Raw genomic sequence first — 22,747 nt, 5'->3', positions numbered from 1 at the left:
CGGCTAAGGCGGCGATTAGGCCGTCGTCAGGCTTTCATGCGCACGTAGGTGCCGGGCGCCGGCGCCAGCGAGGGCAGGGCGTCGCCGCCCGGCTTGCGCGCGGGCACCCGCTCGGGGGCCTGGGCCTCCAGCCACTGGAACCAGTACGGCCACCACGAGCCCTTGGTCTCGGTGGCCGCGGAGATCCAGTCCTCCAGGCGCCCTTCCGCCTTGCCGCCGGTCCAGTAGCCGTATTTCGGCTTGGCTGGCGGGTTGACCACGCCGGCGATGTGGCCGGAACCGGCCAGTACGTAGTCGACCGGGCCGCCGAACTTCGACGAGCCCTCGAACACCGAGATCGCCGGCGCGATGTGGTCCTCGCGGGTGGCGAGGTTGAACACCGGCACCGTGACCTTCTTCAGGTCGAGGCGGATGTTGCCTAGCACCATCTTCCCCTGCGCGAGGTTGTTTTCGAGGTAGCAGTTGCGCAGGTAGAAGGCGTGGTTCGCCGCCGGCATCCGGGTGGCGTCGGCGTTCCAGTACAGCAGGTCGAAGGCGCTCGGCGCCTTGCCCTTCACGTAGTTGTTGACGACGTAGGACCAGATCAGGTCGTTCGGGCGCAGCATGTTGAAGGCGTTGGCCATCTTGGCGCCGTCGAGGTAGCCGCGCTCGGCCATCTGTGTCTCGATCTGCCGGATCTGGTCCTCGTCGGCGAAGACCTTCAGGTCGCCGGCATGGGTGAAGTCGACCTGCGTCGTGAGGAAGGTGGCGCTCTTGATCCGCGTGTTGCCGGTGGCCGCCTGCATGGCGAGCGTCACCGCGAGCAGGGTGCCGCCGACGCAGTAGCCGGCCGCCGCCACCTCGGTCTCGCCGGTGGAAACGCCGATCGCGTCGATCGCCGCCTCGATGCCCTCGCGCATGTATGACTCGAAGTCCTTGTCGCGGTGACGCTCGTCCGGGTTGACCCAGGAGATCACGAAGACGGTCAGCCCCTGATCGACCATCCAGCCGATCAGGCTTTTGGCCGGGTTGAGGTCGAGGATGTAGAACTTGTTGATCCACGGCGGCACGATCAGGAACGGGCGCTTCAGCACCGTCTCCGTGCGCGGCGCGTACTGGATCAGCTCCATCAGGTCGTTGCGGAACACCACCTCGCCCGGCGTCACCGCCACGTCGACGCCGAACTTGAAGGCGTCGCGGTCGGTCTGGCGAACCCGTAACTCGCCCGACCCGGCCTGGATGTCCTCCTGCAGCATCTTCATGCCGCGCACCAAGTTGGCGCCGTTCTCCTGCAGAGTGTGCCGGATCAGCTCCGGATTGGTCATCACGAAGTTCGAGGGCGAGAGCGCGCCGGCGAGCTGGCGCAGGTAGAACTGCGCCTTGTGCCGGGTGTGGTCGTCGATGCCCTCGGCCTCGTTCACCAGGCCCTCGGCCCAGCGCGTGGTGATCAGGTAGCCCTGCTTGATGAAGTCGAAATACGGGTTCGACGACCATTCCGCGTCCGAGAACCGTGCATCCTTCGGCTCGGGCTGCGCCACCGGCGGCGCCTCGCGGCCCTGGAGTCGGAACCAAGTCGAGCCCCACAGGGCGACGAAGGCCTCGCTGAGCTTGGTCTGCGCCTCCAGCGTCCGCTTCGGGTCGGAGAGCCAGGTCTCGGCGACGGTGCCCAGCGTCCGCACGAGGTCGCTGGCTTCCTGGGGCGGCTTGGGCTGGACCGGCAACCCGTCCTCGGGGGCGACGTAGCGCGCGGCGGCGCGGCCGAGCTCCTCCATGAACTGGCCCGCGTTGCGCGACAGGGCCTCGAAATCGGGCATCGCGGGCGTCGTCGGCTGCGTCGTCACGCGTGATCCACTCCCAGCTTCCCTCCGCGCCGTCGGCGTGGCGGACCCGAGCGCCCGCCCTGGGGCGGTTCGAGCCTCGTTTCCGACAAATTAACGCGCCAACCCCTGATTTGCCCAGCGCGGCAGGCGCGAACGGCGATATATCTGCGGTATGAACTCAACGTCCGACAAGGTTCCGAACCCGGTTACGACGTCCCCGGGCAGGCCGTCGCATCCGGCCGGCTCCGCGGGGCGCGCCGGTGCAGTCCGCCGGCTGCTCGGCGCGCTCGCGCTGTGTGCTGCGGCGGCGACCGGCGCCTGCTCCTCCGACCTCTCGCCGATCAAGACGCTCGCGGTCGAGGCCGGCTACGGCCCGAAGCCGGTCGCGGCACCGGACTTCGTCGCGAACTCGCGCTCGAAGGCGGACCCCGAATTCATGCCGGTGGGCGTGTCGGCCCCGGCCCGTCCCGTGCGGGCGAAGTCGGCCGAGAGCCAGAAGGCGCTGGAGGCCGAGCTCGAGGGCGCCCGCGGCCGCAACGAATCGAAGGGCCGGGCGGCCGAGAGCGCCGGCAAGGCGACGAAGCCCGCGAGCGCGCTGGCGCAGCCGGCACAATAAGTCAGCGATTCGGGGTCGGCGGCGGCCCGCTTCGATGGTAGAGAGGCCGACCGCCACCCGTCGGGGCCGCCCGTGCCGCCCCGCGGGATCCGCGCCGATGGACAGATGGCCATGACCGATTTTCACCGCATCAAGCGCCTGCCGCCTTACGTCTTCGAGCAGGTCAATCGGATCAAGGCCGCCGCCCGCGCCAACGGCGCCGACATCATCGACCTCGGGATGGGCAACCCCGACCTCGACGCCCCCAAGCACGTCATCGCCAAGCTGTGCGAGACGGCCGGGCGTCCGCGCACGGACCGGTACTCGGCCTCGAAGGGCATCGCGGGCCTCCGCCGCGCCCAGGCCGGCTACTACCAGCGCCGCTTCGGCGTGAGCCTGAACCCGGACACCCAGGTCGTCGCGACGCTGGGCTCGAAGGAGGGCTTCGCCAACATGGCGCAGGCGATCACCGCGCCCGGCGACGTGGTGCTGGTGCCGAACCCGAGCTACCCGATCCACGCCTTCGGCTTCCTGATGGCGGGCGGCGTGATCCGCTCCGTCCCGGCCGAGCCGACGCCCGCGTTCTTCCCGGCCCTGGAGCGCGCCATGGCGCACTCGATCCCGAAGCCCGTGGCGCTGGTGGTCTGCTATCCGTCGAACCCGACGGCCTACGTCGCGACGCTGGATTTCTACCGCGACCTCGTCGCCTTCGCGAAGCGCCACGAGATCATCCTGCTGTCGGACCTCGCCTACGCCGAGGTCTACTTCGACGGCGAGCCGCCGCCCTCGGTGCTGCAGGTGCCGGGCGCGATCGACGTGACGGTGGAGTTCACCTCCCTGTCCAAGACCTATTCCATGGCCGGCTGGCGCATGGGCTTCGCGGTGGGCAACGAGCGCCTGCTGGCGGCGCTCAGCCGCGTGAAGTCCTACCTCGACTACGGCGCCTTCACGCCGATCCAGGTGGCGGCCACCGCCGCCCTCAACGGCCCGGACGACTGCATCCACGAGATGCGGGCGATCTACAAGAAGCGCCGCGACGCGCTGGTCGAGTCCTTCGGCAAGGCCGGCTGGAAGATCCCGGCGCCCGCCGCCTCGATGTTCGCCTGGGTGCCGATCCCGGAGAAGTTCAAGGAAATGGGCAGCCTCGAGTTCTCGAAGCTCCTGTTGGAGAAGTCCGACGTGGCGGTGGCGCCGGGCATCGGCTTCGGCGAGTTCGGCGACGACTACGTCCGCATCGCGCTGGTCGAGAACGAGCAGCGCATCCGGCAGGCCGCGCGCAACGTCCGCCGCTTCCTCGAGACCGCGGACAAGACGCTGCACAACGTCGTGCCCCTGGCCAAGAGCGCCTGATCGCCCGAAGCGTCCGTTCGCCCGAGGGCGGTTGTTGCGGCCGGGCGACACGCCCGGCCAAAGCACGGCGCGCGGGCCCGAGGCGGTTGTCAGCCGCCGCCCGGGTGCGCAGGGTCTCCGGCAATGATCCGTTCCCGCGTCACCGAGGCCCGCATGCGTCGCCTGTCCCTGCCCGCCGCCCTGCTGCTGGCGGCAGCCGCCTCGGCCTGCGCGCCGAACCCGATCGTCGCCCGCGATCCGATCCCGGCGCCCGGGCCCGACGCGGCCTTCGCCTGCGACTCGCGCCCGCTGGTGCTCAACGCCTTCGAGACCACCTGCAAGCCGATCGCCCGGCAACCCGTGGTCGTGCTGCGCTCGAAGGGCTGACCGGCGACGGTCCCGGCCGGATTTCCCGGGACGAAGGCGCGGCCCGCGCGTCGCGCCGACGGACATGTCGGTCCGCATCGGGCATGGTGCCCCGACGATCGAAGCCGGCCCCCAGCGACGGAGTACGCGAATGAACCCCTTCCTTCGACACGGCCTCGCTGCCGGCCTCGTCACCGGCCTCTTCGCGATCGTCGGCACAGGCGCCGCGCAGGCCCAGTCCGGGGCCTACGTGTTCCAGGGGCCGGACGGCCCGACGGTGTTGCAGGTCGACGTGGCCAACCGTCCGATCGTCCCGCCCCAGCGCCCGGACCTCGCGGTCCCGGCGATCGCCGTGCCGCAGGTGATGAACGGCGGCGGCTTCGGCATCACCGGCTTCAACTACTACGACAGCGGCCTGATGGAGGGCCGCGCCGACTCCCGCGCCAAGCGCCGCTACGTCCTGGCGCCGGCCTGGATCCCGGGCTACGGCGGACACTGACGGCGGGCGCCGGCGGCGCGTCGATCGCTTGCGCGCCGCAGGGCCGGATCAGTCCTTCGACGGGTCGTGGCCCCAGTTCATCAGCGACAGCGACCAGGCGGATTCGGGATCGTTGCGCGACTCGCCCCCTTGCGCGAGGTGGCGTCGGACGTAGCCCACGACCTTCTGCATGTGGGCGTAGTCGTCGTCGGTGAGCTCGGCCTTCTTCTTGGCCTTGATCTCGAGGATGCGGCGGCCCTCCTTGTGCCCGGTCGCCTCGCCGCCTCCGTCCTTCTGCCCGACCGATCGGCTCGCCTCGGAGTCGAGGTGCTTCTTCAGGGCGGCAGGCGTCATGTTCACCGCCGCGTCGAAATCCTTCCCCGTCTGCTCGTGGTCGTGCTTCGCCTCGTCCTTCTTCGTGTCGTGCTTGGTGTCATCCTTCTTCGCGTGATCTTGGGCCTTCGTCATCGTTCGGCGCTCCGGTCGGGCTGGAAAATCCCCGACCAACGCGCGAGCCGCCCGCGGTTTCACGCCCTCCGGCGCGCCCGGGCGTCGCAAGGCGGGGCGAGAGGCCGTTTACAGGGCCGGCCTGCCCCGGTATCACCCGGCACGACCCCTTCAGAGCCCACAACACAAGCGACACACCCTCGAAATGCGCGCCGAGATCGAGCAAGCCTCGGATGCCGCCAAGCAGTCGATCGGACTGCTGAGGAGGCATCTTTGACTGGGATACCGTCGATAAACGCCTCGCGGAGCTGAACGCAGCCTCCGAGAACCCGGAGCTGTGGAACGATGCCGACGCCGCCCAGAAGGTGATGCGCGAGCGCCAGCAGCTCGACGAAGCCGTGGCCGCGATCCGCAAGCTCGAGCAGGACCTCGACGACGGGGCGATGCTGATCGAGCTCGGCGAAGCCGAGGGCGACGACGCCTCCATCCGCGAGGGCGAGGCCACGATCCTCGGCGTCGAGAAGCAGGCGGCCGGCCGGCAGGTCGAGACGCTGCTGTCCGGCGAGGCCGACGGCTTCGACACCTATCTCGAGGTCCATGCCGGCGCCGGCGGCACCGAGAGCCAGGACTGGGCCAACATGCTCCAGCGCATGTACGGCCGCTGGGCCGAGCGCCGGAAGTACAAGGTCGACATCGTCGAGTGGTCGGACGGCGAAGAGGCCGGGATCAAGGGTGCCACGCTCCTGATCAAGGGCCACAACGCCTACGGCTGGCTCAAGACTGAATCCGGCGTGCATCGCCTGGTCCGGATCTCGCCCTACGATTCGAGCGCGCGGCGGCACACCAGCTTCGCCTCGGTCTGGGTCTATCCGGTCATCGACGACCGGATCGAGATCGAGATCAAGGAATCCGACTGCCGGATCGACACCTACCGTTCTTCGGGCGCGGGCGGCCAGCACGTCAACACCACCGATTCGGCGGTGCGCATCACCCACAACCCGACCGGGATCGTGGTGGCGTGCCAGCAGGAGCGGTCGCAGCACAAGAACCGGGCCACCGCCTGGAACATGCTGCGCGCCCGCATGTACGAGGCCGAGCTGAAGAAGCGCGAGGAGAAGGCCAACGCCGAGGCCGCCTCCAAGACCGACATCGGCTGGGGCCACCAGATCCGCTCCTACGTACTGCAGCCCTACCAGCTCGTGAAGGACCTGCGCACCGGCACGCAGTCGACCGACCCGGACGAAGTGCTCGACGGCGACATCGACCCGTTCATCGAAGCCTCGCTGGCGCAGCGGCTGTACGGCGCGACCGAGAAGGTCGAGGACATCGACTGAGACGTAGGCGCCTTCCCTCCTCCTCTCCGGGGAGGAGGCGTTCTACGGCTCGCCCTCCGCCAGCTCTCGCCCCGCTTCCAGGAACCCCTGCGGGTCCACCGGCTCGCCGTCGATCCGCGTCTCGTAATGCAGGTGCGCGCCGGTGGAGCGGCCGGTCGAGCCGACGCGGCCGACGAGGTCGCCGGCGCGGAGCCATTGCCCGGGGCGCACGTCGATGCGCGCCAGGTGTGCGAAGCGCGTGACGACGCCGTGGCCGTGTTCGATCTCCACCATGTTGCCGTAGCCGCCGGCGGGCTCCGCCGAGACGACGCGGCCTGGGGCGGTGGCGAAGGCTGGCTCGCCCATCTCGGCCTTGAGGTCGAGGCCGGTATGCAGCGCGAGGCCGCGGGTGAACGGGTCGAGCCGCGGCCCGAAGCTGCTGGCGAGGCCGCGGTCGCGGCGGAGCGGGCGGTCGAGGGGCAACCGGGCGGCGAGGCGCCGCAGGACCTGCGCGTCACCGAGCGTGCGGGCGGTGACCGCGACGGCCGCGGCGAAGGGGCTCGGATCGATCGGAACCAGCGGTCCGCCGAGCCCGGACTCCAACGGACGCTGCAGGTCGAGCCCGGTCCGTCCGAGGACGCGGCGCAGGCGCCAGATCTCGCCCGCCGCCCGTTCGGTGATCCGATCGAGCCCGATCACCTGCGCCGCCGCGAGGCCGTCGAGCCGCCCGGCAAGCGCCGCCAAGCGCAGGTCCACGTCGCGCGCGCTGCGGCGTTCCGGCCGGGCCGTATCGAGCCCGCGCAATCCCAGGTCTGGCTCGGGCGCCGGAGCTCGGCCGGGGAGGGCGCCGGTCGTCGTCGGATCGATCGCGCCGGGCGCGGTCGTCCGCACCAGACCGGTGAGCACGGCCTGGCGGCGCTCCAGGTCGGCCTGCCGCGCGGCGACTTCGTCGAGGCGCGCGGCGACGGCGTCTTGCGCCTCCGCGCGGGCCGAGCCGCCACGGTCGAGCTCGGCTTGGAGCGCGGCGAGGCGGGCCTCGTAGGCCACCTGCATCGCGCCCTGCCGGGCGACGAACCCGGCCAGCAGGTCGTCGTGGAACAACAGCAGCCCGCTCGCCGCCGCGGCCCAGAGGGTGGCGACGACGAGGGAGGCGGCGAGAAGCCGGTTCCTGCGAGGAGGAACGATGGCGCGGAGATTCATCGAGGCGGGCCGGGCTCCAAGACCGCCATCGAGCGCCGACAGGGTTAAGAAACCGGAAAATCCCTCATGACTTCCGCAAGATGCGGCCTCCCGGAGATGCGGTGCGCGATCAGCTCAGTGCGCGCGCGGCTTCCAGCACCTCCGCGGCATGGCCCGGCACCTTCACCTTGGGCCAGATCCGCGCGATGCGGCCCTCGCGGTCGAGCAGCATCGTCGTGCGCTCGACGCCCATGTACTTGCGGCCGTACATGCTCTTCTCGACCCACACGCCATAGGCCTCCAGCATCGCCTTGCTCTCGTCGGAGACGAGCGGGAAGGCGAGGTCGTACTTGGCCGCGAACTTGTCGTGGCTCTTCACCGGGTCGGGCGAGACGCCGATCACGACCGTGTCGGCGGCGGTGAAGTCGGCCAGCGATGCGTTGAACGCTTGCGCTTCCAAGGTGCAGCCGCTCGTGTCGTCCTTCGGATAGAAGTAGAGCACGATCTTGTGACCGGCCTGTTCGGCCAGCGCGAGCGTCTTCCCGCCGGAGCCGGGAAGAGTGAAGTCGGGAGCGTGCTCGCCTTGCGCGAGGGGCATCGTGCCATCCTTTCGGCCGATTGATGGTTGCTTGGTGCGGAGCCGGCAAGCCCGACGCCCGCACTTCGGGCGCGAGCGTCCGGTCCCCTTTCGGAAACGCTTCGCTTAAGGGTCGCGTCCTAGAATGAGCGCATGGTCCGACCCCGCGAACGCGCCGATGCAAGGTCTTCATGCCTGAGGAAGCGGCCCGGCTCGAGGATACGCCCGGCGCAGGGCGCCCGCGCAAGGCGGTTCGTCGCTGGACGCGGCGCTGCCTGTGGACGGCCGCCGCCCTGGTCGTCGTGCTCGGCCTCGGTCTCGGCGGCGGCGTCATGCGCCTCGCCTACGGACCGCTGCAGATCGACGGCCTGTCGGCGCGGGTCTCGGCTGCGCTGGCCGACCGGATCGGGCCGGGCTGGCGCATCGACCTGCGCGACAGCACCCTCGAGATCGATGCCGAGAACGCGCTGGCGTTGCGCGTCAGCGGGCTCGACATCCGCAACCCGCAAGGGGCGCTGGTCGTGCGCGCGCCGCTCGCCCTCGTCAGCATCGACCCCTGGAGCCTGCTGAGGCTCTCGCCGTCGCCGCGCTCGATCGAGTTCCGCGACGTGCAGATGACCGCGCTCGTCCACCGCGACGGCTCGATCGCGTTCGCGGCCTCCGAGCCGTCCCATCCCGGCGACGCCTCGCCGCACACGCCGCCGAGCGTGGACGCGGCCCGCGGCGTGGTCTCGCCGCTCTCGGCCGCCACCGCCTCGATCTTCGGCGTCGTGCTCGATTCCGCCGGCGTCGTCGGCGCCCTCGATCGCGCGCGCATCACCAACGCCCGCCTGACGCTGATCGACGACGACGCCCGCGAGCGCGCGGTGTTCGAGCACGTCAACGGCCTGTTCGGCCGCGACCCGAAGCAGGACGCGCGGCTGTTCGAGCTGCGCATCGACGGACCGCACGGGCAATGGCGCTTCGGCGGCACGCTGCGCGAGGCCGGCGGCACCCGGCGCACCGGAATCATCACCCTCGACGACCTGCCGGCCACCGACCTGCTGCTGCTGTCGGGCCAATCCAAGCTGCCCTTCACCACCGACCTGAAGCTCTCGGCGCGGGCCGACGTCGCCCTCGACGGCGGCCGCATCGAGACGATGAAGGCGACGCTGCGCACCAGCGACGGGACCTTCCTCGTCGAGGAGAAGGACTTCAACCCGGTCACCATCGAGAGCCTGAACGCCGCCTTCAGCTGGGACGAGGCCGCCCGGGTGATGACGCTCGACGGGCTCGACTACCTCGGCGCCGGCAACGCCGTGAACCTCACCGGCACCTGGGCCGAGGCCAAGGCCGGCGAGGACTTCGCCTGGACCGCCACCCTGTCGAGCCGGAATGCGACCCTGCGCGGCGCTGCGGCCAAGGACAAGCCGGTGACGATCTCGGCGATGGACGGGCATCTCACCGGCCGGGCCGGCGGCATCGCCATCGACAGCTTCGCCATGACCGGCGCCGGCATCCACGGCAACATGAGCGGCACGCTCGGCACCACCGCCGACGACGACGGCCTCACCCTCCACGTCACCGCCAGCGACAGCGAGGCCCGCACGGCGCTCCGGCTCTGGCCGGAGAACATCGCGCCGGGCGCGCGCAACTACCTCGTCGACGAGCTGCGCGCCGGCCGCATCGACGCCGTCGACATCACCGTCGACATGTCGGGCGCCGAGCTCGCCGCGGCGACGCGCGGCGACCCGATGCCGGACAACGCGGTGCACATCGACTTCCGCGTCTCGGACGCGACGCTCGAGGTCTCGGCCGACGCGCCGCCGCTGACCCGGGGCACCGTCGCCGGCACGATCACCGGGCGCACCACCCGGATCCGGAACGTCACCGCCGACATCCGCATGGCCGACGGGCGCGCCCTGAACATTTCCGAGGGCGCCTTCGTCATCCCGGAGATCGCGCCCGACAAGGTCGTGGCCGACATCGGCCTGCGCCTGTCGGGAGGCGCCGACGCGCTGGCCGCCCTGCTCCAGACCAAGATGTTCAAGGCGCTCTCGGGCGTCGAGCTCGACCCGGCGACGGTGAAGGGCCAGGCCGACCTGCGGATCGGCTTCCCGCTCGACCTCAAGCACATCCCCGACCTGCCGGACCTCCCGGTCGCCGTCACCGGCACGCTCAGCGACCTGACCGTCGACAAGGTCGTCGGCAAGGACAAGCTCGAATCCGGCCGCTTCGCCGTGAGCTACGATCCGCGCGGCTTCACCCTGAAGGGCGACGCGAAGCTGTCGGGGGCGCCGGTCTCGATCGACATGCACCAGGCCAAGGCCGGCGGCGCCGGCGAGGTGCTGGTCAACCTCACCGCCGACGACGCCCTGCGGGCGCGCAAGGGCCTGCCGACGGCGCCGCAACTCTCCGGGCCGATCGCGGTCAAGGCCACGATCCCCCTGGTCAAGGCCGGGGCGACGAGGCCGCCGATCCGCGTCGAGGCGGATCTCGCCCGCGCCGGCATCGACGGGCTGGTGCCGGGCCTGACCAAGGCGGCGGGCAAGGCCGGGCGCCTGACCTTCGCGCTCGTCGACACCGGCCCCGGGATGGACCTGCGCGACATCGTGCTCGATGCCGGCGTGGCCTCGGCACGCGGCAGCGCCTCGCTCGGCAGCGAGGGCGGCCTGGAGCGGGCGGACCTGACCAACCTGAAGCTCTCGCCCGGCGACGACATGCGGGTCTCGCTGGAGCGCAGCGGCAACGGCTACCGGGTCGCGGTGAAGGGCGCGGTGGCCGACGCGCGGCCGTTCCTGAAGATGATGACCGCGCCCGAGGGCAAGGGCCAGCGCGACGCCAGCCCGAAGGACATCGAGGCGGAGATCCAGCTCGGCATCCTCACCGGCTTCAACGACGAGGCGCTGACCAACGCCAACGTCAGGCTGACCCTGCGCGGCAAGGACGTACGCTCGGCCGCGATGAGCGGCAAATTCCGCTCGGCCCCGTTCGTGGCCAGCGTGACCAAGGGCGAACGCGGCGCGCCGACGCTGGCGATCGAATCCGGCGACGCCGGCGCGACGCTGCGCTTCGTCGACGTCTACCGGCGGATGTACGGCGGCCGGCTCAACCTCGGCATCGTGCTCAGCGACGGCCCGCAGGCCGGCGTCGTGCAGATCCGCGAGTTCTCCCTGCGCAACGAGCCGGCTCTGTCGAGCATCATGGCCCAGGGGCCGGAGACGGTGGAGACCGTGGACGCCCGCGGGCGCAAGCGCACGGTGGCGGGGCAGGGCAGCGCGGTGGCCTTCGACCGGATGCGGGCGAACTTCGTCCGCACCGGCTCGCGCGTCGACTTCTCCGACGCGGCGATCTCGAACGCAGCGATGGGCTTCACCCTGTCGGGCTTCCTCGACACCGCCCGCGAACGAACCGACATCAACGGCACCTTCGTGCCGCTCTACGGCCTGAACAACATCGTCTCGCAGGTTCCGGTGATCGGCCCATTGCTCGGCGGTGGCCACAACGAGGGCCTGTTCGCGGTCAACTTCCGGGTCTCGGGCAAGCTCAACGCGCCGGACGTGAGCGTGAACCCGCTCTCGGCCGTGGCACCGGGCTTCCTGCGAAAGCTGTTCAGCGCGGGCGGCGGCTCGAACTTCGCCGACGGCGTGCCCCCGGCGGTGCAGGGCGGCGACCGCTGAGGGGCCGGATCGCGCGCGGCAAATCGCTGGTAGGTCGATCGGCCGGGCGGACTACTCCGCGGCCGGCACCCGCATCGCGTCGCAGCCGGCATCCGACGCGTAGGCGTTGACGATCGCGCCGAGGAGGCCCGGAAAGCGCGCCTCGACCTCGGCGAACCGGGCTTCGTTCCGCATCTCGACGCCATTCCGCGCGCTGCGGATCAGGCCGGCCTCGCGCAGCACCTTGAAGTGGGTCGAGAGCGACGACTTCGGGATCACCCGGTCGCCGAGGGTGGCCAAAGCCGAGCAGGCGTCGACGCAGCCCGCCCGCATGATCTGCGCGAAGATCGCCGCGCGGTTCGGATCGGACAGCGCGTGGAGGATCGCGTCCGGGCGGACGTCCTCGATCGCGGGGTGGAACAGAGATCTCATCTTTTCCGCATTTGGGGGCTTGAACCGAACTCCGTTAGTTCTGAATTACCGAACTATGGGACAAAGGCGGCCATCCCGGAGCCTGCCCATGCCAAGGGGTTAGCATACATGTCCAAGCTCGCGGGCAAAGTCGCCGTCGTCACCGGCGCATCAAAGGGCATCGGCGCCGCCATCGCCAAGGGGCTGGCGAAGGAGGGCGCGGCGGTGGTGGTCAACTACGCGTCGAGCAAGGCCGGCGCGGACGCGGTGGTCGCGGCGATCACCGCGTCGGGCGGCAAGGCGGTCGCGGTCCAGGGCGACGTCTCGCAGGCGGCGCAGGCGCAGGCCCTCGTCGAGGCGGCGGTGACGCAGTTCGGCCGGCTCGACGTGCTGGTCAACAATTCCGGCCTGTACGAGTTCGCGGCGATCGAGGCGATCACCGAGGCGCATTACCACAAGCTGTTCGACGTCAACGTGCTCGGCGTGCTGCTGGCGAGCCAGGCGGCCGCCAAGCACCTCGGCGAGGGTGGCAGCATCGTCAACATCTCGTCGGCGATCACGGACGTCAACACGCCGACCGCTGCGGTCTACGCCGGCACAAAAGGCGCGGTGAACGCGATCTCCGGCGTGCTCGCCAACGAGCTCGCGCCGCGCAAGATCCGGGTCAACGTCGTCAGCCCGGGCTACGTGGTGACCGAGGGCACGCACGCGGCCGGCATCGCCGGTTCGGAGATGGAGGCCGGCTTCGTGGCGCAGACGCCGCTCGGCCGCGCCGGCCGGCCGGACGACATCGCCGACGTCGTCGCGTTCCTGGCCTCCGACGAGGCCCGCTGGCTCACCGGCGAGGTCATCACCGCCAGCGGCGGCATCCACTGACGCACGGTCGCCGCGGATCGACCAGGCCGAGACCCGTTCCGGGCCTCGCTCGGTCGAGCGCGCTCACGCCACGCGCAGCAGCACGTGGCGCTTCTTGCCGAAGGAGAGCTTGAGCACGCCGTTCTTGGCGAAGTCGGCGGTGCGCAGCACGGCGCGCTCGTCGGTGAGCACCACGTCGTCGATGCGCAGGCCGCCGCTCTTGATCTGGCGGCGGGCCTCGCTCGTGGACGGCACCAGCTTGGCGTATTCCGGGCCGAAGGCCGAGAGCACGCCCAGACCCGCGTCGACGAGGTCGCGCGAGACGGTGACGCTCGGCAGGTCCTCGGCCAGCGTCCCCTCGACGAAGGTCTTCCGCGCGGTCTCGGCGGCGGCGTCCGCCGCCTCGCGGCCGTGCATCAGCGCCGTCGCCTCGGTGGCGAGCCGCACCTTGGCCTCGTTGATCCCGCCCCCCCCCTTCGCGGCGAGCTCGGCGATCTCGGGCAGCGGCAGGAAGGTGAACAGCTTGAGGAAGCGCTCGACGTCGGCGTCCTCGGTGTTCCGCCAGAACTGCCAGTAATCGTAAGGCTTCAGCATCTCCGCATCGAGCCAGACCGCGCCGGCGGCGGTCTTGCCCATCTTGGCGCCGGACGCGGTGGTGAGCAGCGGGCAGGTCAGTCCGGTGAGGCCGGGCACGCCCATGCGGCGGCCGAGGTCGATCCCGTTGACGATGTTACCCCACTGGTCGGACCCGCCCATCTGCATCGTGCAGCCGTGGCGGCGGTTCAGCTCGACGAAGTCGTAGGACTGGAGGATCATGTAGTTGAACTCCAGGAACGAGAGTTCCTGGTCGCGCTCCAGGCGCATCCGCACGCTGTCCATCGACATCATGCGGTTGACCGAGAAGTGGCGCCCGACGTCGCGCAGCATCTCGATGTAGTTCAGCTTGGTCAGCCAATCGGCGTTGTCGACCATGATCGCGCCGGTGGGCGAGCCGTCGAACGCGAGGAAGCGGGCGAAGGTCTTCTGGATGCCGGCCTTGTTCGCCTCGATCTGCTCCAGGCTCAATATCTTTCGCGATTCGTCGCGCCCCGAAGGGTCGCCGACGCGGGTGGTGCCGCCGCCCATCAGCGCGATCGGCCGGCCGCCGGTCTTCTGCAGCCAGTGCAGCATCATGATCGACAGCAGGTGGCCGATATGGAGCGAGGCCGCTGTGCAGTCGTAGCCGACGTAGCAGGTCAGGCGCCCCTCGGCCGCCGCCGCGTCGACGCCGGCGAAATCCGAGCATTGGTGCACGTAGCCGCGCTCGGCGAGCACCTTGAGGAACTCGGACTTGGGCGCGAAGGGCTTGGGCGCGAGGGGCTCGGCGGCGGTCATGGGAATGCAGGCTTCTCGGTTCGAGGCGGGACGCCGGGCGGCGGCACGGGATGCGATCCCGCTCGGCTGGCGCGTCCGCTCGCAAAAGGGCATGAGGCGGCTTGGGTGTCACTCGCACAACCCCCGTCGCGTCGCCGGCGCCACCGGAGGCGCCCACGGGGACCGGGGGTTTTGCGAGCCGCACTCATAGCAGGGCGACCGGCGAAAGGCACGGGGGCAGGTCATGACCATGATGCGCGCGATCGGCCTGATGAGCGGGACCTCCCTCGACGGCGTGGACGTCGCCCTGATCGAGACCGACGGCGAGGCCGTCCACGTGGTGCGGGGCCACAACAACTACCTCGAGCCCCTCGGCCCCACCGGCTACCGCGGCTATTCCGAGGAGGAGAAGGGGCTGCTGCGCGCCGCCACCAAGGATGCCGAGGGCGTGGTCGCGCCGGGCGACCGGCCCGGCCGCCTGCCCGAGGCGGAGGCCTTCGTCACCGAGGCGCATGCGCAGGCGGTGGAGCAGTTCCTTGCCGAGAACGGGCTCTCGGCAGGCGAGATCGACGTGATCGGCTTCCACGGCCAGACGGTGATCCATCGGCCCGACCAGCGCATCACGATCCAGGTCGGCGACGGCCAGGCGCTGGCCGACCGGCTGCGCATCCCCGTGGTCTCGGACATGCGCCGCGCCGACATCGAGGCGGGCGGGCAGGGAGCGCCGCTCGTGCCGGTGTTCCACCAGGCGCTCGCCGCCGCCTCCGGCTTCGAGGGGGCGTTCGGCATCCTCAACATCGGCGGCGTCGCCAACGCGACGCTGATCGATTCGAAGGGCGGCGTGATCGCCTTCGACACCGGGCCGGGCAACTCGCTGATCGACGAGTGGATGCAGGAGCGCGAGGGCAAGAACCTCGACGACGGCGGCCGGACCGCCGCGCGCGGCCGCGCCGACGAGCCGCTGCTGGCCTGGCTGCTGACGCACCCGTTCTTCTTCCGGCGGCCGCCGAAGTCGCTCGACCGCAACTGGTTCTCGCACAAGCTCGCAGGCCAGCTCTCGACCGAGGACGGCGCGGCGACGCTCACCGCCTTCACCGCCCGCGCGGTCGCCCGGGCGCTGGACCACGCACCGGAGATCCCGGCCCGCTGGATCGTGGCCGGCGGCGGGGCCCGCAACGGCGAGCTGGTACGGCTGCTGAACTATCACCTGCGCGCCGAGATCACGATGGCGGACGCGATCGGCTGGTCCTCGGCCTTCCTCGAGGCCCAGGCCTTCGCGCACCTGGCCGTGCGCTCGCTCAAGGGCCTGCCGATCACGTTCCCCTCGACCACCGGCGTGCGCGAGCCGATGACCGGCGGCGTGCTGGCCCGTCCGCGGGATTCGTCCGGGTCTTGAGCCTCGGCCATGCCCTTCGACGGATCGTCGAGGAATACCCCGAGGCCCACCTCGACCCGCCGGCCGGGCACCCGCTCGCAGCTGTGATCCGGAGAAGCGCGCCCGACGAGATGCGGCGCGCGCTCGAACCGATCGGCGGCGGCTATTGCGTGAAGGGCAGCCCCGGCCGCGGCACGCATTGGGCGGCGGTGCCCTGGCTCGCGGTGTTCGATCCCGCGATCACCACCAGCGCGACGCGGGGCTACTACCTCGTCTACCTGTTCCCGGCGCATCGGCAGCAGGTCTATTTCTGCCTCGTGCAGGGCACCGTCGCGGCGATCCGTGAGCATGGGCCGGATGCGGAAGGCTTCCTGCGCCGGAGCGGCGACGCGCTGCGGGCGCCGATGTCGGATTTTGCCGACCGGCTGCCGCTGTCCGCGATCGATCTCGGCAGGGAAGGCCCGCTGCCCGAGGGCTACGCGGCGGCCCACATCCTCGGCCTCGCCTACGATCTCGATGCGCTGGGCGACGAGCGTCGGCTGAGGCGCGACCTTGCGGTCGGGATCGAGGCTTATCGGGCGTTGAAGGCGCGGGGCGGGCTCGTGTTCGACTGACCGTGCAGCGCACTTCTCCCGCCCCAGCAAAGGGGGAGGGAAGCGCGCCCGATTTGTGCCCCCGGCGCCCGCGCGCTAGAGCACGCGCACGATGTCCCACAACACGTTCGGCCACCTGTTCCGCGTCACCACCTTCGGCGAGAGCCACGGGGTCGCCCTCGGCTGCGTCGTCGACGGGTGTCCGCCCGGGCTCGCGCTCGAGGCCGAGGAGATCCAGGCCGAGCTCGACCGGCGCAAGCCCGGCCAGTCGCGCTTCACCACCCAGCGGCGCGAGCCGGACCAGGTGAAAATCCTGTCCGGCGTGTTCGCCAACGACCGCACGGGCGGGCGCCAACTCACAACCGGCACGCCGATCGCGCTGACGATCGAGAACACCGACCAGCGTTCGAAGGACTATTCCGAAATCCGCGACAGCTACCGCCCGGGTCACGCCGACTACGCCTACGACGCCAAGTACGGGTTTCGCGACTATCGCGGCGGTGGGCGCTCGTCGGCGCGGGAGACCGCGGCACGGGTGGCGGCCGGCGCCATCGCCCGCAAGGTGATTCCCGGCGTGACGATCCGCGCGGCGTTGGTGCAGATGGGCCCGCACGCGATCGAGCGGTCGCGCTGGGACTGGGACGAGACCGGCAACAACCCGTTCTTCTGCCCCGACGCCGAGACCGCTAAATTTTACGAAACCTACCTCGACGCGATCCGAAAGGACGGCTCGTCGATCGGCGCCGTGATCGAGGTGGTGGCCGAGGGCGTCGCGCCGGGCCTCGGCGCGCCGATCTACGGCAAGCTCGATGCGGATCTCGCCGCCGCGATGATGTCGATCAACGCGGTCAAGGGCGTCGAGATCGGCGACGGCTTCGCCTCGGCGGCGCTTCGCGGCGAGGACAACGCCGACGAGATGCGCGCCAGCAACGACGGGCGCCCGGCCTTCCTGGCCAACCATGCCGGCGGCGTGCTCGGCGGCATCTCGACCGGCCAGCCGATCGTGGTGCGGTTCGCGGTGAAGCCGACCTCGTCGATCCTCACGCCCCGGCGCACCGTCACGAGCGACAACCGCGACGTGGACCTGATCACGAAGGGCCGCCACGACCCCTGCGTCGGCATCCGTGCCGTGCCCGTCGCCGAGGCGATGATGGCGTGCGTGCTCGCCGATCACCATCTCCGCCATCGGGGGCAAGTCGGCTCCTGACCGCGGCGCCCGACGCCTGACCGTCCCCGGACGCAAAGCTCATTCGAGTACCGAACCGTGCCTCACAGCTCCGTCACCTCCGCCATCGAAGCCTTCGCCCGCGGCGAGATCGTCGTCGTCACCGACGACGACGACCGCGAGAACGAGGGCGACCTCGTCGTCGCCGCGATCCATTGCACGCCGGAGAAGATGGCGTTCATCGTCCGCAACACCTGCGGCATCGTCTGCGCGCCTGTGACGACCTCGGAGGCGCGCCGCCTCAACCTCGCGCCGATGGTCGCCTCGAACGACGCGCCGCTCGGCACCGCCTTCACCGTCACGGTGGACGTGAAGCACGGGCTCACCACCGGCATCTCGGCCGAGCAGCGCTGCAACACCGTGCGGGCGCTCGCCAACGGCAACATGGGCGCCGACGACTTCGTGCGCCCCGGCCACGTCTTCCCGCTGATCGCACGGGACGGCGGCGTGCTGATGCGCTCCGGGCATACGGAGGCCGCGGTCGACCTGTGCAAGCTCGCCGACCTGCCACCCGTCGGCGTCATCTGCGAACTCGCCAACGACGACGGCACGGTGATGAAGGGGCCGCAGATCACGGCCTTCGCCGAGGCGCACAATCTCGCCCGGGTGTCGGTGGCCGACCTGATCGCCTACCGCCAGGCGCGCGACCGGCTGGTCGAGCGGGTCGGGCACTTCCCGGTCCAGACCGAATTTGGGCCGATGACCGGCTACGCCTACACGACGCCGTTCGAGGCGATCCAGCAATTCGCCTTCGTCCACGGCGAGATCGGCGACGGCCGTGACGTGCTGGTCCGGCTGCACCGCTCGGACGTCGTCGCCGACGTTATCGAGGGCGGCCGCCAGATCGAGACGGTGATGCGCCGCTTCGCGAAAGAAGGACGCGGCATCCTCGTCTACCTGCGCGACGGCACCGCCGGCGTGCCCCTCAACCGCGTCGCCGACGAGGGCACCGAGGCGCAGCGCGTGCGCCAGTGGCGCGAGGTGGGCCTGGGCGCCCAGATCCTGCGCGACCTCGGCGTGGTCTCGTTCCGCAACCTCTCGACCTCGTCGCGGGCCTATGTCGGCCTGTCCGGCTTCGGCATCGAGATGCTCGGCGACGAGCCGCTGGAAGGCTAACGGGCTTTTGTCCGGCTACGCCCGCACGAACCGGCCGTAGCGCAACGCCAGCGCCGGCAGGATCGCGAGGTTCAGCACCGTCGAGGTGACGAGCCCGCCCAGGATGACGATCGCCATCGGTCCCTCGATCTCGCGCCCCGGCTCGCCGGCGCCGAGCGCCAGGGGCAGCAGACCGAGGCCGGTGACCAGCGATGTCATCAGGATCGGCACCAGCCGGTCCCCCGCCCCCTCCGAGGCGGTCGCGGCGTCCCAGCTGCGGCCCTCGCGGGCGACCATATGCTCGTAATGGGCGATCAGCATGATCGCGTTGCGCAGCGAGATCCCGAACAGCGTCACGAAGCCGACGATCGAGCCGAGCGAGATCACCGCCCCGGTCGCCGCAACCGCGAGCACGCCGCCGACGAAGGCGAAGGGCAGGTTGACCAGCACCAGGAGGAGGTTACGCACCGAGCCGGTGACCACCGCGAGCAGCAGCACGATGCCGAGGCCGGCCAGCGCCGAATAGGTCAGCAGGTCGGCGCGCGCCCGCGCCTGCGTCTCGGCGGCGCCCTCGAACGCAACGTAGACGCCCGGCGGCAGGGCGACCTCCTTGGCGACCTTGCGCTTGGCCGCCTCGACGAAGGAGGCCACGTCGCGCCCCGTCACGTTGGCGGTCACCGCCTGCACCCGCTGCGCGCCCGCGTGCTGGACCTGGTAGCGTCCCGCGGTCTCGTACACGTCGGCGACCTGGGCCAGTCGGATGTAGCTGCCGCTCGGGGTCCGCAGCGGCAGGTCGCCGAGGCGGGTGAGGTGCGCCCGTGTCGCCCGGTCGAGGATGACGATGACGTTGAAGACGGCGTTGCCCTCGTAGGCTTGGCCGACCACGTCGCCCTGGTAGGCGGTGCGGACGATCTCCAACACCTCGATCGCGTCGAGGCCCCAGTGGCGCAGGTCGTTCCGGCGTAGGGACACGGTGATCTGCGGCAGGCCGGCGGGCGATTGCTGCTGCACGTCGGCCGCGCCCCGCACCTCGGCGAGCTCGCGGGCGACGTCGCGGGCCGCCGCCTCGATCCGGTCGAGGTCGGCGCCGAACACGTTGATCACCACCGGCGCGGTGTAGCCCGAGACCGTCTCCTCGATGCGTTCGGTCAGGAAGGTCTTGAGCGAGAACGCGGCGCCGGGCGTGCCCGCCATGAGCGCGCGGATGCCGGCCTCGCTCCGCCCCTGCGCCGCGCCGTCGAGGCCGGGCTCGAGGTCGATGTGGATCTCGCTGTAATGTGTGCCGGCCGTGTCCTGCCCGGCCTCGGCCCGGCCGACCTGCTGCGCCACGGCCCGCACCCCCGGCACCGCCTTGAGGCCGGCGGTGATGCGGGTGCCGAGGCGCAGCGATTCCTGCAGCGAGGTGCCGGGGGCGGCCGCCATATGCAGGATCAGGTGGCCCTCCTTGAGGTCGGGCAGGAAGGTGCCGCCGAAATAGGGCAGGGCGGCAGCCCCCCCGAGGGTCAGCAGCAGGGCGGCCGTCGCAGCCCAGCCGAAGCGCCGCTCGACGCCGCCGAGCACCCGGACGTAGGCGGCGCGCGAGGCCCGCATCACCGGCGGGTCGCGCGCCGGCAGGTCCCTGCGGGCGACGAGCGCCATGGCGAGCGCCGGCGTGACGGTGAGCGCAACCGCGAGCGAGGCCACCACGGCCAGGATGTAGGCGAGCGCCAGCGGGCCGAACAGGCGCCCGGCGACGCCGGTGAGCGCCAGCACCGGCAGGAACACCAGCAGCACCGCGAAGGTGGCGTAGGCCACCGCGCTTCGCACCTCCAGGATCGCGTCGCGCACCACCCGCGCGACGGGCAGCGGCGTGGGCAGGCGGCGGTTCTCGCGCAGGCGCCGCACGGCGTTCTCGATGCCGATCACCGCGTCGTCCACCACCTCGCCGATGGCGATGGCGAGCCCCCCCAGCGTCATCGTGTTGAGGCTCTCGCCCATCGCCCCGAGCACCAGCACGGCGGCGAGCAGCGAGAGCGGGATCGCGACCGCGCTGATCACCGCGGTGCGCCAGTCGAACAGGAACACGAACAGCACCACGACGACCAGGATGCCGCCGAGCGCCAGCGCCTGCAGCACGTTGCCGTTGGCCTGGGCGATGAAGTTCGCCGGGCGGAACAGGTCGCCGCGCAGCACGATGCCGTCGCGCTCCAGCCCAGGGCGAAGCTCGTCGAGCGCCGCGTCGACGCGGCGCGTCGCCTCCAAGGTGTTGGCGCCGATCTGCGCGCCGACCATCAGGAGGATGCCGGGGCGGCCGTCGACCAGGGCCGCGCTGATCGGCGGCTCGGGGGCGGCGACCACGGTGGCGACGTCGCCGAGCACCACGCTGGCGCCGCCCTCGTTGACGAGCACCGTGCGGGCGATCTCGTCCGGCGTCAGCGACTGGCCTTCCGTCTGCAGGGCGATGCGCTGGTTGGCCGTGTCGACGAAGCCGGCGCCGCGCACGCCCGTCGCCTTGCGCGCGGCCACGAGCACGTCGTTCAGGCCGAGGCGGAAGCGGATCAGGTCGTGCGGCCGCACCTCGACCTGGAACGCGCGCACCGCGCCGCCGTAGACCGAAACCTGGGCGATGCCGGGCACCGCGAGCAGCCGCAGGCGCACCCGCCAGTCGGCGATGGTGCGCAGGTCGAGGGCGGACCGCTTCTCCGAGGTCAGCCCGACGAGGACGACGGTGCTGGTCGAGGAGGTGAGCGCGGTCATCGCCGGCGGCAGCACGCCCTGCGGAAGGCGCCCGGCAAGGCTCGCCAGCCGCTCGGTGACGAGCTGGCGCACCCGGTAGATGCTGCTGCCCGCCGTGAAGGTGGCGGTGATGACCGACAGGCCCTGGATCGAGCTCGACCGCAAAGTGGCGAGGCCGGGAAGCCCGTTGACCGCGACCTCGACGGTCTGCGTCACCAAGACCTCGACCTGTTCCGGGTTGAGCCCCGGCGCCTCGGTCTGGATCACCACCGAGGGCGGCGCGAATTCGGGGAAGACGTCGTACTTGGCTTGGCCGAGGCTGGCGGTGCCGTAGACCAGCAGCGCCAGGGCCAAGGCCACGACGATTCCGGGGAAGCGGATCGCGAACGCGACCAGGGCGGCCTGCGGACCGACGGGATCGGAGGCGGGGGCGTCGGTGTCGGGCGGCATCGGCTCAGTCGTCGTCCGCGCCGCCGGAGGCCTGCGCCTGGGCCTTCATCTCCTCCGAGAGCAGGGCCTGCGCCCCGCGCAGCACGATCTCGGTCTCGTTCGTGAGGTCGGCGACGACGAAGCCGTCGCCGGAGAGCGCCGGGTCGGCGCCGAGCGCGTGGCGGGCGAACCCGGCCTCGCCGACCGCGCGGTAGAACCAAGCCCCGCCCTGCCAGTGCACCACCGCCTCCTCCGGCACCAGCACGCCGACGGCAGCCCGCGACGCGGTGATGAAGGCCAGCGTGCTCATGCCGGGCAGGAGCCCGCTGTCGCCGGACACGGTGTAGAACGAGCTCAAGCCCTGGATGCGCTGGTCGGTGCGGGTCGCGGCCGAGACGAAACGCAGGGGCACGCGCTCGCTCTGCGGGGGCACCTCGGCGAAGGCCGCGCCGGGCGGCCCCTTCAGTGCCTCGCCCGGGGGCAACGTCACCTGCACCAGGAAGTCGGCGCGCTCGATCAGCCGGGTCACGAGGCTGGAGCGCTCGACGATGCCGCGGCCGATCACCGGGCCCCATTCCTGCTGCGCGGTGGCACTCAGCGTCCGCACCTGCGACTGCGCGGCGGCGAGCGCCGCTTGGTCGGTCTGGAACGTGCCCTCGGTGGTCTCGATCTGCACCTGCGTGGCGTAGGCCCCGAGCGACTTGGCGCGCTGGAACGCGGCGCGCGAGACCTCGACCCGCGCCTGCGCCGTCTGCAGCTGCGCCGTCGCGGTGGCATAAGAGTTCGTCAGCTCGGTCACCCGCGCGAGGTCGAGGACGCTGCCGTAGGCCTGGATCTCGATCGGATGCGATTCGGATGGGCGCCGGGCGGTCTCGAGCCCGATGCGGGCGCGCTCCTCCGGCGTCAGCACCACGACGACGCGCCCGCCCTCGATCGCGGTGCGCTGGGCCGCCGGAAGGTGCGGCGGCCGCGGCG

The 22,747-nt window shown here is 71.2% G+C and carries 19 protein-coding genes; 11 read left to right on the top strand and 8 right to left on the bottom strand.

Annotation, left to right across the window (positions count from 1 at the left end):
* Positions 1 to 26 precede the first annotated feature (26 nt).
* Positions 27 to 1,820 (bottom strand): class I poly(R)-hydroxyalkanoic acid synthase, encoded by a 1,794-nt coding sequence (gene phaC, locus FV229_RS10045; RefSeq protein ID WP_147751828.1) that lies wholly within the window; start codon positions 1,818 to 1,820, stop codon positions 27 to 29.
* A gap of 151 nt (positions 1,821 to 1,971) precedes the next feature.
* Here phaC and FV229_RS10040 point away from each other — a divergent pair, with 151 nt between their 5' ends.
* From FV229_RS10040 to FV229_RS10025, 4 genes are all read left to right on the top strand, one after another.
* Complete coding sequence (locus FV229_RS10040; RefSeq protein ID WP_246688130.1) at positions 1,972 to 2,415, top strand: hypothetical protein; 444 nt, start codon at positions 1,972 to 1,974, stop codon at positions 2,413 to 2,415.
* Between the two features lie 111 nt (positions 2,416 to 2,526).
* Positions 2,527 to 3,744, top strand: a complete 1,218-nt coding sequence (locus FV229_RS10035) for an LL-diaminopimelate aminotransferase (RefSeq protein ID WP_147751827.1) — start codon at positions 2,527 to 2,529, stop codon at positions 3,742 to 3,744.
* Between the two features lie 153 nt (positions 3,745 to 3,897).
* Positions 3,898 to 4,110, top strand: a complete 213-nt coding sequence (locus FV229_RS10030) for a hypothetical protein (protein WP_147751826.1) — start codon at positions 3,898 to 3,900, stop codon at positions 4,108 to 4,110.
* Between the two features lie 130 nt (positions 4,111 to 4,240).
* A complete protein-coding gene (locus tag FV229_RS10025; RefSeq protein ID WP_147751825.1) occupies positions 4,241 to 4,588 on the top strand; it encodes a hypothetical protein in 348 nt (115 codons plus the stop codon).
* A gap of 48 nt (positions 4,589 to 4,636) precedes the next feature.
* Here FV229_RS10025 and FV229_RS10020 read toward each other — a convergent pair whose 3' ends face one another.
* Entirely contained in the window at positions 4,637 to 5,035 is a 399-nt protein-coding gene (locus tag FV229_RS10020; RefSeq protein WP_147751824.1) for a DUF3140 domain-containing protein, read from the bottom strand.
* 184 nt (positions 5,036 to 5,219) lie between these two features.
* Between FV229_RS10020 and prfB the strand changes: the two genes are divergently transcribed.
* A protein-coding gene (gene prfB / locus FV229_RS10015; RefSeq protein ID WP_147751823.1) for a peptide chain release factor 2 occupies positions 5,220 to 6,348 on the top strand; the annotation gives its coding sequence in 2 pieces (ribosomal slippage) (positions 5,220 to 5,288 and positions 5,290 to 6,348; 1,128 coding nt in all).
* A gap of 42 nt (positions 6,349 to 6,390) precedes the next feature.
* Here prfB and FV229_RS10010 read toward each other — a convergent pair.
* Both FV229_RS10010 and FV229_RS10005 read right to left on the bottom strand, forming a co-directional pair.
* Positions 6,391 to 7,527: a peptidoglycan DD-metalloendopeptidase family protein gene (locus tag FV229_RS10010; RefSeq protein ID WP_147751822.1), complete on the bottom strand. Its 1,137-nt coding sequence runs from the start codon at positions 7,525 to 7,527 to the stop codon at positions 6,391 to 6,393.
* Between the two features lie 109 nt (positions 7,528 to 7,636).
* Positions 7,637 to 8,104, bottom strand: a complete 468-nt coding sequence (locus tag FV229_RS10005) for a peroxiredoxin (RefSeq protein WP_147751821.1) — start codon at positions 8,102 to 8,104, stop codon at positions 7,637 to 7,639.
* A 170-nt stretch (positions 8,105 to 8,274) separates the two neighbouring features.
* On the opposite strand from FV229_RS10005, the gene FV229_RS10000 reads away from it, so the two are divergent.
* Positions 8,275 to 11,742, top strand: a complete 3,468-nt coding sequence (locus FV229_RS10000; RefSeq protein WP_147751820.1) for a DUF3971 domain-containing protein — start codon at positions 8,275 to 8,277, stop codon at positions 11,740 to 11,742.
* Between the two features lie 51 nt (positions 11,743 to 11,793).
* Here FV229_RS10000 and FV229_RS09995 read toward each other — a convergent pair whose 3' ends face one another.
* The gene (locus FV229_RS09995) at positions 11,794 to 12,153 is read right to left on the bottom strand and encodes a helix-turn-helix domain-containing protein (protein ID WP_147751819.1); all 360 of its coding nucleotides are present in this window, start codon (positions 12,151 to 12,153) and stop codon (positions 11,794 to 11,796) included.
* A 108-nt stretch (positions 12,154 to 12,261) separates the two neighbouring features.
* On the opposite strand from FV229_RS09995, the gene FV229_RS09990 reads away from it, so the two are divergent.
* A complete protein-coding gene (locus tag FV229_RS09990; protein ID WP_147751818.1) occupies positions 12,262 to 13,008 on the top strand; it encodes a glucose 1-dehydrogenase in 747 nt (248 codons plus the stop codon).
* 63 nt (positions 13,009 to 13,071) lie between these two features.
* Here the strand turns inward: FV229_RS09990 and tyrS are convergent, their stop codons facing one another.
* Positions 13,072 to 14,361, bottom strand: coding sequence for a tyrosine--tRNA ligase (gene tyrS, locus FV229_RS09985; RefSeq protein ID WP_147751817.1), 1,290 nt, complete (start codon positions 14,359 to 14,361; stop codon positions 13,072 to 13,074).
* Positions 14,362 to 14,584: 223 nt separating this feature from the next.
* On the opposite strand from tyrS, the gene FV229_RS09980 reads away from it, so the two are divergent.
* The 4 genes from FV229_RS09980 (at position 14,585) to ribB (ending at position 18,649) form a co-directional block, all read left to right on the top strand.
* The gene (locus tag FV229_RS09980; RefSeq protein ID WP_147751816.1) at positions 14,585 to 15,736 is read left to right on the top strand and encodes an anhydro-N-acetylmuramic acid kinase; all 1,152 of its coding nucleotides are present in this window, start codon (positions 14,585 to 14,587) and stop codon (positions 15,734 to 15,736) included.
* On the top strand, positions 15,733 to 16,329 hold the full coding sequence (locus FV229_RS09975) for a DUF3578 domain-containing protein (protein WP_147751815.1): 597 nt from the start codon (positions 15,733 to 15,735) through the stop codon (positions 16,327 to 16,329). The genes FV229_RS09980 and FV229_RS09975 overlap by 4 nt, the downstream gene beginning before the upstream one ends.
* Positions 16,330 to 16,420: 91 nt before the next feature.
* A complete protein-coding gene (aroC, locus tag FV229_RS09970) occupies positions 16,421 to 17,515 on the top strand; it encodes a chorismate synthase (RefSeq protein ID WP_147751814.1) in 1,095 nt (364 codons plus the stop codon).
* A 57-nt stretch (positions 17,516 to 17,572) separates the two neighbouring features.
* Positions 17,573 to 18,649: a 3,4-dihydroxy-2-butanone-4-phosphate synthase gene (gene ribB / locus FV229_RS09965; protein WP_147751813.1), complete on the top strand. Its 1,077-nt coding sequence runs from the start codon at positions 17,573 to 17,575 to the stop codon at positions 18,647 to 18,649.
* A gap of 15 nt (positions 18,650 to 18,664) precedes the next feature.
* On the opposite strand, the gene FV229_RS09960 is transcribed toward ribB, so the two are convergent.
* Together FV229_RS09960 and FV229_RS09955 are read right to left on the bottom strand one after the other, a co-directional pair.
* The gene (locus FV229_RS09960) at positions 18,665 to 21,793 is read right to left on the bottom strand and encodes an efflux RND transporter permease subunit (RefSeq protein WP_147751812.1); all 3,129 of its coding nucleotides are present in this window, start codon (positions 21,791 to 21,793) and stop codon (positions 18,665 to 18,667) included.
* Positions 21,794 to 21,797: 4 nt separating this feature from the next.
* The coding region (locus FV229_RS09955) for an efflux RND transporter periplasmic adaptor subunit (protein ID WP_147751811.1) at positions 21,798 to 22,747 on the bottom strand (950 nt) is incomplete at its 5' end.

It is taken from the genome of Methylobacterium sp. WL120, assembly GCF_008039465.1.
GTDB lineage: Bacteria > Pseudomonadota > Alphaproteobacteria > Rhizobiales > Beijerinckiaceae > Methylobacterium > Methylobacterium cerastii.
The sequence above is the reverse complement of the archived record's forward strand: the minus strand, read 5'-3'. Positions and strand labels throughout refer to the sequence as shown.

Coding starts and splice junctions, on each gene's coding strand:
- FV229_RS10040 (WP_246688130.1), top strand. CDS start 1,972: ATGAACTCAACGTCCGACAAGGTTCCGAACCCGGTTACGACGTCCCCG.
- FV229_RS10035 (WP_147751827.1), top strand. CDS start 2,527: ATGACCGATTTTCACCGCATCAAGCGCCTGCCGCCTTACGTCTTCGAG.
- FV229_RS10030 (WP_147751826.1), top strand. CDS start 3,898: ATGCGTCGCCTGTCCCTGCCCGCCGCCCTGCTGCTGGCGGCAGCCGCC.
- FV229_RS10025 (WP_147751825.1), top strand. CDS start 4,241: ATGAACCCCTTCCTTCGACACGGCCTCGCTGCCGGCCTCGTCACCGGC.
- FV229_RS10020 (WP_147751824.1), bottom strand. CDS start 5,035: ATGACGAAGGCCCAAGATCACGCGAAGAAGGATGACACCAAGCACGAC.
- FV229_RS10010 (WP_147751822.1), bottom strand. CDS start 7,527: ATGAATCTCCGCGCCATCGTTCCTCCTCGCAGGAACCGGCTTCTCGCC.
- FV229_RS10005 (WP_147751821.1), bottom strand. CDS start 8,104: ATGCCCCTCGCGCAAGGCGAGCACGCTCCCGACTTCACTCTTCCCGGC.
- FV229_RS10000 (WP_147751820.1), top strand. CDS start 8,275: ATGCCTGAGGAAGCGGCCCGGCTCGAGGATACGCCCGGCGCAGGGCGC.
- FV229_RS09995 (WP_147751819.1), bottom strand. CDS start 12,153: ATGAGATCTCTGTTCCACCCCGCGATCGAGGACGTCCGCCCGGACGCG.
- FV229_RS09990 (WP_147751818.1), top strand. CDS start 12,262: ATGTCCAAGCTCGCGGGCAAAGTCGCCGTCGTCACCGGCGCATCAAAG.
- tyrS (WP_147751817.1), bottom strand. CDS start 14,361: ATGACCGCCGCCGAGCCCCTCGCGCCCAAGCCCTTCGCGCCCAAGTCC.
- FV229_RS09980 (WP_147751816.1), top strand. CDS start 14,585: ATGACCATGATGCGCGCGATCGGCCTGATGAGCGGGACCTCCCTCGAC.
- aroC (WP_147751814.1), top strand. CDS start 16,421: ATGTCCCACAACACGTTCGGCCACCTGTTCCGCGTCACCACCTTCGGC.
- FV229_RS09960 (WP_147751812.1), bottom strand. CDS start 21,793: ATGCCGCCCGACACCGACGCCCCCGCCTCCGATCCCGTCGGTCCGCAG.